The 13,346-nt window shown below is 57.1% G+C and carries 4 protein-coding genes; all 4 read left to right on the plus strand.

The features are described 5' to 3' along the window. Positions 1-497 precede the first annotated feature (497 nt). The 4 genes from C4E04_RS21605 to C4E04_RS04695 all read left to right on the plus strand — a co-directional run bounded on the left by C4E04_RS21605 (position 498) and on the right by C4E04_RS04695 (position 13,027). Entirely contained in the window at positions 498-6,533 is a 6,036-nt protein-coding gene (locus C4E04_RS21605; protein WP_109595414.1) for a hypothetical protein, read from the plus strand. Positions 6,534-6,703: 170 nt separating this feature from the next. Then, a complete protein-coding gene (locus C4E04_RS21150; RefSeq protein WP_305777683.1) occupies positions 6,704-9,430 on the plus strand; it encodes a cadherin domain-containing protein in 2,727 nt (908 codons plus the stop codon). A gap of 91 nt (positions 9,431-9,521) precedes the next feature. Next, positions 9,522-9,794: a hypothetical protein gene (locus C4E04_RS20795; RefSeq protein WP_162559281.1), complete on the plus strand. Its 273-nt coding sequence runs from the start codon at positions 9,522-9,524 to the stop codon at positions 9,792-9,794. Between the two features lie 149 nt (positions 9,795-9,943). Further along, positions 9,944-13,027, plus strand: a complete 3,084-nt coding sequence (locus C4E04_RS04695) for a cadherin domain-containing protein (RefSeq protein ID WP_162559282.1) — start codon at positions 9,944-9,946, stop codon at positions 13,025-13,027. The last annotated feature ends 319 nt before the right edge of the window (positions 13,028-13,346 follow it).

Consider the following 13,346-nt stretch of genomic DNA (forward strand, 5'->3'; position numbering starts at 1 on the left):
GCTACCATCAGTTTCCCATCAAACGGCCTGTGAGACGTCTCTTCCTTCAAAGCGGCGGGATGTCTTGGCCTTGAATCTTGCCAGCTGCGCTCGTGCCATTGGGAACGCGGCCAATCTCTTTTGGCGGATTGAATTTTAAGTTGTGACTGGCTGGATCATTTAAACCACAAGCTACATTTGATAGCCTTCGCGTTACGACATTGCGAAAATCATTCATGAAATTGCAAATTCGCAAGGAGAGCGGAAAGCCTCTTCGACATGGTAAACGCTGCCCTCGCTGGACAGGATTGCGCCATTTTCTACGGAAACGAGCCTCTGCCTCAAGGTGACATCGGCTCAATACGCTCCTTCTACTCACCTCTGATTATTTTCCCTCTCTGAATGAAGAGCTTGGCGGCAGTCCCGATTGGTCTAAGAATGTTACGAAAGAGTATATCATTGCCCTAGCCAGCGATGGGGACGGGCCGTGACATCGCAGTCAGTCAAGGGGACGTCACATGAATAAGCCCGTTTTCGACAAGTCTCTCACCATCGAGTCTCTGTCCGTCGAGCCCGCCGATCTCGGCAATATGCTCGACGATACGATTGCGGGCGGTGTAGCGGGATACACGCTTCCATCGGATGCGGAGCGCGATTCCGCTGTGGCAGATGACCGGGGCCCCACGCAGGTTGCGGGTCCCGATCTGCTGCATGACGAGAAGGACGGGCGGCGGTCGATCGAAGGACGCGCTGAGGATGGGGCGCCTGCCGGCGCCTCTGCTGGAGATGGGCATGGCCACTCAGCCGAAGTGTCTGTCGAGGCTGTCATGTCTCACGCATTGGCGGCCGGCGAAACTCAAACGTCAGCTGGCGCTGTCGATGTGTCGCGCTCATCCGTAACCAATGGGCCTCTAGCGACATCTGTCGCGGCCGCCGACGTCGGCAATCACGCCATCGAAGGCGCCGATCTGGCTGCTGCCGACACGCCGATGGATTTCTCCGTTCCTCAGCAGGAGCGTGTTTCGGCTGCCGATCAGGTTTCGCCCATGGCTTTCGGCGATCCCGCTCCTTCCATAGCCTCAGTTCTCCTTATCCAGGGCAGTGATGATCCATCCAAGCCGGATAACTTCGATCTCGACAAGCCAGAATATGCCGGATTTTCCCTTCGGGTTAATCTTCTAAACGGTGACGATAAGGTCAAGGCCGGTGGTGGAGGGGCTGCTACCATTGATGGCGGCGCAGGAAACGACACCATCTATGGTCGATTTGCTAGCGGTGAGACGCCGTCTGATGAATATTATGGCGGATCAGGATTCGATACTGTCGATTTCTCAGGTAGAGCTAACGACAAATATTCGCATATGACTTTCGATGGTCAGATTGCAACTTACTATCGTCTTACCCTCTCTGGTTCACCGGCAAGGGTTGGATTCGATATCGAAAAGATCATTGGCATTGATACACAAGGACCTACTTCGCCTAAGGACGGCGATTCCTTTTATCTTCGCCCTGACCTCGCTCCACTCGGATTACCGGTCTACTGGGCAGGAATGGGAGGCAACGACGACCTTAGGGCCGGCTTAGGAAATGACACGCTCGACGGTGGAGCGGACGCCGACGTGTTGCAGGGGGGCGACGGGAACGACTCTCTCTACGGAAGCAAAGACTTCAACGATAATATTCGCGACATCCTGTGGGGCGGCAGCGGTAATGACAGGCTAACAGGCAATTCCAACGACATCATGATTGCCGATGTCGGCCGAGACACCATTGATGGCGGCTGGGCATGGTATGCGGACTGGACCTATATTGCGGACAAGAGCACAGAGGTGCAGGAGAATCTTAGCTTCACCTACACGGCGCAGGTTGTCGATAGAATCGTCAATCTCCTCACCGGAACGGTCACTGACGGTGCCGAAACCGATACATTGATCAATGTGTGGCAGGTTTCGACCGGTGCCGGCAACGACCAGTTGACTGCCTCCAATGCCGGCTCCTGGTTCGATGCCGGTAGCGGTTCCGACAAGCTTTATGGCGGTGATGGAAACGATACCCTCTTTGGAGGTCAAGGCCTCGACTTCTTCTATGGCTCGGCTGGATCTGATCAAATTGATGGGGGGATGGACTCAGGTGTGGTCGACTACATTTCGCTCACTGGGCCTGTCGTGATCGATGGTTTGAGCACGGTCTATAAGCCCAACGACAAGGTCGACATCGTTACAAACATCAACCACGCACAGGGGACGAATTACGACGATTCGATCGCCGGAAACATGTTTGCTAACAGTCTGTTAGGCGCCGGCGGGAAAGATACCATCTACGGCGGAGCCGGCAACGACACTCTCGACGGTGGAGATAAGGACGACAAACTTTATGGTGAGGGTGACAACGACACCCTCCTGGGCGGGAACGGAAATGACTCCCTGTACGGTGGGGACGGCATAGATTCTCTTGTCGGTGGCGCCGATGCGGACAGTCTGGACGGTGGCCTTCAAGGCGACTCGCTGTTCGGTGGCGCAGGCAATGACACGCTCTGGGGCGGCGCCGGCGCCGATTATATGGAAGGCAATACGGGTAACGACGAATATTGGGTTGATGATGCCAATGATGTGGTTGTCGAGGTCGCTGGCGAAGGCGAAGGCGATCAGGACATCATCTATAGTTTCATCAGTTATGACTTGGGCGCCAAGGCGGGCTACGTCGAGAATCTGACGGCTGTGGGCAATGCTCAAATTAGCCTCACAGGCAATGCTGGAAATAACATCCTGATCGGTAATGATGCGAGGAACTTTTTCGAGGGTGGCGCCGGCGCCGACACGATGAGGGGTGGCCTCGGGGACGACTATTACTACATTCGCGACCTCGACGATAAGCCGGAGGAATTCAACGGCACAATGGAGGGAACTGATACGGCCGAAATCTTCGTTGCGAATTTCGACGGCCGTAAGCTCGCGAATATCGAGCAAATCTTCATTCACTACGAGCTCGGGGCCAGCGTCGACTACGCTCCCGACAATCCCAAGGTTGTTCCGGGCTCGGTCGAGACGCTCTATGAGGGTAACGATCCTGGCGCGACCGTTCTTCAAATTCACGCGGACGACAGCGACTCGACCGGCGGTCCGCTGGCCTACGAAATCCTGACCCATTCGGACCTGTTCAGCGTCGACGCAAATGGCTACGTGAAGCTCAATGCCATAATCGACTTCGAGAATCCGCCCGCAGGCTTTGTTACCGAGGGGAATAGAAAGTTCATCCTGGTCGATGTTCGTGCGGTGGAAACGAGCGGCGGCAAGTATGCGTCCGATCCGACGACCCTGAAGATCTATATCGAAAACGTGGACGAGGCGCCGACCGCGCCAATCGTGAAATCGACCTCAACAACGCCTGAGAATGCCTATGTTTCGACGCCTCTGGCACAGGTGGAAGGATCCCTTGACCCGGAAGGGGTGGCAGTTTCCTACGCTTTCGCCGAGGATGCTGACGCGAACCCATACGATCTCTTCCAGATCAGCCAGGATGGTAAAATTACTCTAAAGCCCAGCAAGTTTCTGGATTACGAAGCCGCTGGCCTGCATGACGACGGAGACGGAAAGGGCCGGTACTACACCCTGAAGGTGATCGCGACGGACGGGAACCAGAAGTCTACGGTCACGCCGGTCAAGATCTACGTCTCCGATGTCCCCGAGGCGCCGAACGCGCCGACCTATGAAGGTAAGCCGACGGTGACCGAGAATACCCGTCCGGCGGAGACGATCGTTCAGCTGAACGCCACCGACCCGGATGGCACAATCCCGACTTACCAGTTTGCACAGACGAGCGATGCCAATCCCGGTGGCCGCTTCGTGGTGAGTTCGGATGGGAAGATCTCCTTGAAGTCCGATGCTATACTGGACTACGAGGCCGACGATCTGATCCCCGACACTGTGAATGGCGGCAAGTACTATGTCGTCAAGGTCGTGGCATACGACGGGACGTTTGCTTCGAACGTCACTCCGGTTCGGATCTATGTCGCCGACGACAATGACCTGCCGACCGGAGTTGTGTTCAAGGATGCGCCGGAGAAGATCGTGGTCGGCATGGGGCCGGGCACGCCCATCGTCCGGGCCGAGGCCATCGATCAGGACATGGCCAATCGCGGCAGCGAGTTCGTTCACAACAAGTACATGTTCTCGAACGGTACGTCGGAACTAGGCAAGTTCGTGATCAACGCCGATACGGGCCAGATCTCCCTGAAGGAGGCGCTCACCCCGGCGGATGTGCACGCATATTCCCTCGAAGTCGTCACTTACGACGAGGGGCACCAGACGGAATCCGTCACCGCGACCTACCAGTTCACGGTCGAGAACGCTCCCTTTATCTGGGAGGGCGAGGATCCGGTCGCAGAAGTGCCTGATACGGGCATTGCGTCCCCGTTCACGCACGTCATGGTCCTCGATGGCGGCCTGACCGGCCTCTATCTGGAGATCACCTTCGACCCGAACGAAGGCGAGCTTGATCTTAGCGACATGCCGCCATGGTACGAGGGATACGAATATGTTCCCGGGTCTGGCGTTCTGAAGCTCATGGGATCGATGCAGGACATCATCTCGGCCCTGCCCCATGTAAAATTCGACCCAACGGATCGCCCGGACGGCGAGGTTGGAAACTCCGTTCTGACCCACTTCCACCTTGCCTTGCTTGACAGGGCAGGCACTGAACTCGCCACGAACGATGCTGTGGTGGTCGACTCCCAGGTCGCAAACCGTGCGCCCACCGTCGTCGGCGACAGCGCCACCTTCACCATCAATGACAACGAGACCATCAATCTGGTGATGCCGTTCGCTGGTATCACAATCAACGACACCAATGCCAACGACTTTATCACCGTGACCATCACGGCCATCAGCCAGAGCGGCGGTGACTTTGTCGATGCGGACGGGAACACATTTTTCGGAACCTACACGATCTCCGGTCCGCTGGTGGACGTGCTCGCAGCCGTGAGGGCGCTGAAGTTCAACCCCCTCGACCTCGATGGGGCTGCGCGTGGCGCAACTGACGTCACCACGTTCCAGATCGACGTTCACGATAAGGCCGGCGCCAGCGTCTCGTACACGCCGGACATCAAGGTCACGTCCGTCGTGGCCAATCGCGCACCGGATTCGGTCAGCTTGTATGACGACACCATACGGGAGGATCTCGGCGTCAACCGGCCGGTCAGCCAGCTGGACGCTCATGACGACAACGGAGATCCCATTGTCGAATACCGACTGGACGATTCATGTCAGGGACGGTTCGTCATCAAGCAGGACGCTAATGGCTGGTCCGTTTATCTGGTCGGCGTCGTCGATTTCGAGAACGCCCAATACATGGAGAACGGCGTCAGCTGGTACGAGATCAAGGTCTCGGCCTTCGACGGAGTCGATTGGTCCACGTCACAGACCGTGAAGATCTTCATTGAGGACGTAAATCCAGACAATTCCGCGCCCGTCATCTCCGTCGATCCGAACGGTCATACGGACTGGGATGTCCCGGATACCGATACGGTTGCGCCCTTCCAGGATCTCACATTCTCCGATGCAGAGGACGGCGCAACGGTTCCGCCGACTCATATGAAGGTAACCATCACCTTCCTCGGAGCAAAGGGCGTCCTGATACTGCCTACTGGAATTGCAGGCGTTGAGATCCTCCAAAACGGCAGCGGCATCCTTGAGGTCAAAGGCGCGCCGGAGGATGTGACGAACTTCATCAAGCACGTTGCCTTCAATCCGACGAACGGAACCGCTCAAACCACCGACTTCACCGTTTGGCTGACCGACTCGCGGGGGGCCTATACGACGACCCATGTGACGGTCGATGCGACGGTGTCTGGAAATCCGAACGACAACGAAGCGCCCGCTATCACGGTCGATCCGCTTCACGCCTCTACGGAAACCAAGGACTGGGATGCTCCTGTCAATCCGTTCGCCTGGGTTGCCCTGCAGGACAACGACAGCGGCAATGACACGCTGACCCTGACGATCAGCTTCAAAAACTCCGACGGGAGCCTGAATGGGTCCGACTGGGGTGGAGAGCGGTCTGACGATACCTTGCATGATCGGGTCACCTGGACCTTCACGGGCACACTCGCAGCACTCCAGGAGCTCCTGAGCCAGCACCTCACCTTCAATGCGACCGAGCATGATGAGGCGAGCCCGGACCCGATCACAACCCAGTTCACCATCACGCTGGACGATCACCATCATGCCTTCCCGGCCAGCAATACGGACGTGACGGTGGTGACGACTGTGACGGGGCCGACAGGACCGAACCAAATTTACTACGTGACCAAGGTCGATCAGGTCTTTGGAGAGCTTGCCGACCCGGCGCTGGGGGAATCGACAAAGCCATCATCCAGATCAAGGAGCAGTACATTCTTGACGATGATGACGGCATCGACATCATGGAGGCGGACGAGGCGCTCCAGGATGGTATCAACGTCGTCGGCAATAATCTCGACAACACAATCATCGGCGGCAATTTCAATGATATCCTTGACGGCGGCAGCGCTGGACAGGATGTCCTCCAGGGCGGGCTAGGCGACGATACCTATGTTATCGCGCGTCGGCAGGGCATCACCATTGTAGAGGTTGCGGACACTAGTGGCGGAAAGGATACCGTCCGGCTGGTCGGCGATGCCTTCAAGGACGCAGGCTATACCTTGGGCGCATTCCTCGAGAACCTCGATGCCAGCGGTTCCTCCGGCGCCATGACGCTGACCGGTAATGATGTTGGTAACAGCATCACAGGCAATGCCGACAGCAACATCCTCATGGGCCTCGAAGGCGACGACACGCTCGATGGCGGTGCCGGGACGGCCGCTGACATTCTTATCGGCGGCAGCGGAAACGACATTTACAAGATCCGCCATGTCAGTGATGCGATCCAGGAAGGAGCTGGCGATCTCTTCGATGTGGCGGAGGTTTACCTCCAGGAGGAATACCGTCTCAAGTCCGACGCACAGGTCGAGACCCTCAAGGCCGGGGACGGCTTCAACAAGGGCGTTCACCTGGTCGGCAACGCCTATTCGGTGAACATTCTCGGCAGCGGCGCCATTAAAGTCTCCGATACGCTCGATGGTGGCACCGGTGTCGATATCGCTCATGCCCTGAACGGTGGAGACGGCAACGACACCTATTACATCGTCAATGTGAACGATGAGATCGAAGGCGAAAGGGATCTGGAGAACCCGAACGACGACGGCAAGCTCAACGGCGACAAGGACGTCGCATATCTCTACAGCGGCCTCTATGCGACCAAGGAGGAACTGCAGGCCAAGATCGATCACTACATGGCCATCGGTATCGAAGAGGTCCATGTGATCGATGGCGTTCCAGAGGCGCCCGACAACACGGCGCCCACGAATGTCCGCCTCTCGAACGACACGTTCTTGACGTCTGTGGACGAGAACTCGACGCAGGATACGAAGGTCGGCTTCGTCGTCGCCGACGACGACACAGTGGGCATGACCTTCGAGATCTACGGCAATGATGCTTTCGGCATTCGGCAGGATACGGGCGAGATCTATGTCCTCGATCCGGCGAAGCTCGACCGGGAGCAGGTGGCATCCTACACAGTCCATGTTCGCGCCAAGGACGCAGGTGGTCTCTACTCCGCCTGGAGGGATATCACCATTACCCTCAATGACGTGAACGAGGCGGCCGACAGCATCAGCTTCAACGGTGTGAAGAATATCCACGTCGGCGATACGAATAATGCTCCTGTGGTCACGGCGCTCGCCCACGATCCGGACGTCAATACGGATACCTTCCAGACCAATCTGTATCGGTTCCAGAATGGGCAGGGACCGGACGGGACGACCAGCGCCGATGGCTTGTTCAAGATCGACAAAGACACCGGGCAGGTCAGTCTCGCCGACGGTGTCACCTTGACGGAGGCCGATAAGAAGATGCACACCCTCTGGGTGATCGCCTACGACAAGGATCACGCGGACATCGTGAGCCAGGCCTTCTCGTTTGACGTCGTCGTGCTGGACGCGACAGGCAATACCCCGCCGAACGACGTGCAGCTGTCCACGGGCGGATTGTCGATCACCGTCGACGAAAACACGCCAGACAGTGCCTTCGACTACAGTATTGTCGCGCAGGACGATAAGGCCGGCCTGACATACTATGTGGAGGATAACGCATACGTTACGGTCGATGAGACGACGGGCCGGATCCATCTGAAGGACACCTTCAAGCTCGACTATGAGGCGATTACGGACGCGACCTTCACGTTCAACGTCTATGCCAAGGACAGCGAAGGAGCTGTCTCCGATACGCAGACCATCACGGTCACCTTGAATGACAAGAACGACGGTCCGGAATCAGTCAGCGTTGCCGATAAAGCGGCGATCAAGGTCGGTGACGTCAGCGGCATCGTTGCCGCTACGGCTTCTGTCGTGGACAAAGACACGAAGGAAGAAAACCGTCAGAATCACTATCAGTTCGTCGGTAATGACGGCTGGACCGGCACGACGACCCAGGACGGGTTGTTTACCATCGACCAGAATGGCCAGATCACGACGGCCCGAGATGTCCAGGCGACGGATTACTTCGCTCATAACCTGAAGGTTCAGGCTTATGACGAAGACGGGAACGTCGTTGAGACTACCTATACGGTAGATGTGGGAGCCGCAGGGAATACGGCGCCGACGTCGATCGAAATAACGAGCAACTGGGCTCGTGAATGGGCTCGCGACGGGTTCGTGATCGGCTCGTTCCTGCCAGTCGATCCGGATGGCCCATCAGGATCCTATACCTTCAAATTCTGGCTCGGCGACGATGATTCAGGCAATCCAATCTTGTCAGATTTTGATGCGGATCATCGGTTCACGGTCGACGGCGATCGGTTAATAATCGCGGATGGCACGAAGCTGGACTTCGAAGTTGCGCGCTCTCACAAGTTCTGGATTCATGTGTCGGACGGATCCAATACATATAAACAAGAGATCGCCATTACTGTCCGCGATTGGCTGAATGAGAACGGAACTGGCAGAGATGATCCCGAAACCTTCAAGGGTGGTGCCGGAGACGACATTTTCGACGGTAGTGGCGGTGACGATATCCTGATTGGCGGCTTTGGTTCCGATGATCTCACAGGCGGAGCTGGCCACGATGCCTTCGTCTTCGACAAAGACTTGATCAATGACGAGTTCGACACGATCAGAGACTTCAACGTGGGAGAAGACAAGATCCGCTTGAAGGGCGAGATCTTCCAGCTCGACGATCTGGTCGACGGAGAATTGAACGATGATGTTTTCGGGATCGGTCACGCCGCCACTACGGAAACACAGCGCGTTATCTACGACGTGGATAACGGAGCGCTCTACTATGATGAGGATGGCTCCGGAGACGCGGCTGCAATGCTGATTGCGATCTTTGATCCTGAGCATAAACCACTGCTCACGAAGTCGGACTTCCTAGTGATCTAACTAATCGAGCGGGACCTTAAAGGTCCCGCTCTTTACTCATAGCAAAAGCAATGTTATCTCGTACTAAGTCTTGGCGCGAAAGGGGCTTGTGATGGCTTTACCGTTCTACAATCTCAAAATTGAAGGAATTGCAGGTGTTTCGACTGCTCCTGATGACTCCTCGCTCAATATAAATGAGAATGTCGCGACGGATCTTGTAATCGGAAAGATCTATGGCTTTGCCGCGAACGAAGATCCTACACAATTTGACATTACGCCGAACACTCAAACTGGTGCGAATGGCGACGACCGCGGCCGCTATGGAATCAAATGGGATGCGGGCTTAAATAGTTGGGTTGTCTACATTAAAGCTGGGGGGAAGTAAATTTCAATTTTGAAGACAAGAATGGTCCAGACAATTTATGGAAGAACCTTGTCGACTTTAATGTGACGCTCAAAAATGGCAGTACGTACCAACCAAAAGCTGATTATAGCATAAATTTCACGTTTAATATCCAAAATGTAAATGAAGCGGTGAAGAGCGTCGCTTATGGGGCGCAGGCCACGATTACAGCTGGCTCGACACAGTCTGGAATTGACTTTGTAAAGGCAACTTGGAGCGATCCGGACACTATAACGGCGTTCAAGGGCAACAAATATGCCTTTCTCGCGGCTGATGGCGTAACCCTGGTTACAACGGACGGCGGATTTACAATCAACGCCGATACGGGGCAGATCACCACTAATGATAGCATCGGATCGGAGGTTGCCGGTCAGAGAACGCTCAAGGTCGTGGCTTACGACGTTGCTGCCGAAAGCACGGCGAATAAGCTGAGATATGTCGATAACCACACCTTCACAATTGAGCAGGGAGCGGTGAACAACCCGCCTCCGGCGCCGTCGGGAACCTTTGCGGTGGACGAGCGCTCGGCGTCCGACACGGTCGTGGCGACGCTGGCCGACAAGGACACGGACGGGCAGACGATCGCGTACACGTTCGAGGGCGGCGGCACGACGAGCGCGGATGGCCGCTTCAAGATTTCCGGCAACAAGATCGTGGTGGCGAACAGCGCGATCGAGGTGACGGCGAACGACAAGGTCACGTACAAGCTGGTGGCGTCCGACGGAACGGCCACGACCAGCGGCAGCGTCTCGATCACAGTCAACAACGTCAACCGTGCGCCTGTGACGCCGGCTGGAACGGCGAATGTGACCGAAGGGACCGCTGACGGTCAGACCGTTCTGACGCTGACGGACAAGGACATCGACGGCCAGACGATCGGCTATACCTTCGCGACCGGCGGTACGGTCAGCGCCGACGGCAAGTTCAAGATCGTCGGGCACACCATCGTGACGAACGGCGCGGTGGCTGATGTGGCGAACGACACGCCGCTGACCTATGCCATCGTGGCCAATGACGGCTCGGGCGCCGCCAACGCCACCGCGACCGGCAACGTCACCATCACGGTCAAGGACGTGCCGCCGGTGAACAACCCGCCTCCGGCGCCGTCGGGAACCTTTGCGGTGGACGAGCGCTCGGCGTCCGACACGGTCGTGGCGACGCTGGCCGACAAGGACACGGACGGGCAGACGATCGCGTACACGTTCGAGGGCGGCGGCACGACGAGCGCGGATGGCCGCTTCAAGATTTCCGGCAACAAGATCGTGGTGGCGAACAGCGCGATCGAGGTGACGGCGAACGACAAGGTCACGTACAAGCTGGTGGCGTCCGACGGAACGGCCACGACCAGCGGCAACGTCTCGATCACGGTCAACGACGTTAACCGCAAGCCGATTATCGATGGCCTTACCAACGCTCAGGTCAATGAAGATGCTGGCCCCTCTACTCAGATCGGCATCTTCTCCGCCCATGATCTCGAAGATAACCAGGCTGGTCTCGTCTTCGAGCTGAAGGATCAGAATGGTAATGCCGCAGACGCTGGCGGCCTCTTCTCCGTTGATGCGACTGGCCATTTGACTGTCGCTAAGGCACTGCCGGATGGTGTCGGAGATCAGACGTTCAAGGTCATGCTCAAGGTGTCCGACAAGGATGGTGGTGCGGGATCCCTCTCGACCTACCAGGAATTCACCATTACGGTGAAGGATGTCGTTGCGGGCAACCATGCGCCTCATAACCTAGAGCTGGATGGAGGCACGATTGTCACCATCGACGAGAACACGACTCTTGCAGGTAAACTCTCGGCTCAAGACGACGATAACGATCCTATTACCTGGTCCTTCGACAACACGGTTGCGGGCAATGCCAATGGCTTGTTCGAGATCGGTACCGATGCAGCGACGGGCAAAACGCAGCTCCAGCTGAAGGCTGGTATCGACTATGAGGCACTCGGCAATGACAAGTTTGTCATGGTCTATATGAAGGCCTCCGATGACAATGATCCGCCCGGCGTCAGCATCACGCAGGCCTTCAAGATCAACATCAAGAATATCAACGAAGGGCCGGACAAGATCCGTCTCAATGCTGAGACGGCAGTGACCATTGCAGAGAACAAGCTAACCGGAACGGAAGTGGGCACCCTCACGGCTCACGATCCCGAAGGCAAGGCGGTCACCTATGCTCTGGCCGACAGCGCGGACGGACGCTTCAAGCTCGATGCCACGAAGACCAAGATCCTCGTGGCCGATGGAGCCAGGCTCGACTACGAGGCGGCCCAGTTCCATGACATCAAGGTGGTCGCCACCGATGCCGACGGCCAGACCTCCGAGCAGACGATCCGCATCAACCTGTCCGACGTCGACGAGACGCCGCCTACGCCGACCAACCATGCGCCGGGCAGTCTAATGCTGACCGGGGCCGGTGCCGCGGCCGAATATGCCGTGATGGGCACCGAGGTTGGTACCCTCTCGGCGGCCGATGCCGACAGCGATGCCTTGACCTATACGTTGCTGAACAATGCGGACGGCCGGTTCATGCTCTCGGGCAACAAGATCCTGGTGGCGGACGGTTTCCGGCTCGACTTCGAGCAGGCTACCGCTCATGCGATCACGGTCCAGGTCAGCGACGGCAAGGGTGGGGTCTCGCAGCAGAGCTTCTCGATCGGCGTCACCGACGTCGCCCGTGAGATCACCTCGGGCAGCCCGGCTAATGACGTATTCAAGGCCGGCAAGTACAACGACAAACTCTTCGGCGGCTCCGGCAACGACAAGCTCTATGGCGGGGCCGGCAACGATTACCTGAAGGGCCACGGCGGCAACGATGTGCTGTGGGGCGGCGCCGGCAAGGATATCCTGTATGCCGGAGCGGGCAAGGACGTGTTCGTGTTCGATGCCAAGTTCAACAAGAAGACGAATGTCGACAAGATCCTGGACTTTGTCGTCAAGGATGACTCGATCTGGCTCGACAATGCCCTGTTCAAGGCGAACAAGAGCCTCTATGCGGCGACCAAGAAGGGGACGGAGACCAAGCCGTTGAAGATGGCGAGCAAGTTCTTCACGGTGGGCGACAAGGCCAAGGATAAGGACGACTTCTTCGTCTACGACAGCAAGAAGGGCGTGCTGTACTATGATGCGGACGGGTCCGGGTCGAAGGCTGCGGTCGAGATCGCCACGCTCAAGAAGGGCCTCAAGATGACCTACAAGGACTTCTTCTTCATCTGATCAGGCTCATTCTCTGCCAACAGCCCCGGGCATTGCCCGGGGCTTTTTTGTTTGATCGGGAGTGAGGCGCATAGGCCGTAGGAACTTCCAGGGTTGGTTCTCAACGCTCGGAAGGGCAGGGCGCTCCGCCGCTATTTCGCGGCAAGCAAATATGATGGCCTGCCGGATCGCGGAACAGCGATTGACGTTCCCTGATCTGGCTCGTCGCAGGTCTCTGCCTGCTCTGGCCGCACCGAACCCTGCATCTGCCTGTCGGCTGCTCTCGGAACACGATGCCAAGGTATGACAAAAAGGCGGGCCAGCACTGGCGATCCTGTCA

The organism is Microvirga sp. 17 mud 1-3, assembly GCF_003151255.1.
In the GTDB taxonomy this organism is placed as follows: domain Bacteria; phylum Pseudomonadota; class Alphaproteobacteria; order Rhizobiales; family Beijerinckiaceae; genus Microvirga.

What these genes read in the sequence shown, in the direction of transcription:
- C4E04_RS21605 (WP_109595414.1), top strand. Translation starts at nt 498, where the DNA reads ATGAATAAGCCCGTTTTCGACAAGTCTCTCACCATCGAGTCTCTGTCC.
- C4E04_RS21150 (WP_305777683.1), top strand. Translation starts at nt 6,704, where the DNA reads ATGACGCTGACCGGTAATGATGTTGGTAACAGCATCACAGGCAATGCC.
- C4E04_RS20795 (WP_162559281.1), top strand. Translation starts at nt 9,522, where the DNA reads ATGGCTTTACCGTTCTACAATCTCAAAATTGAAGGAATTGCAGGTGTT.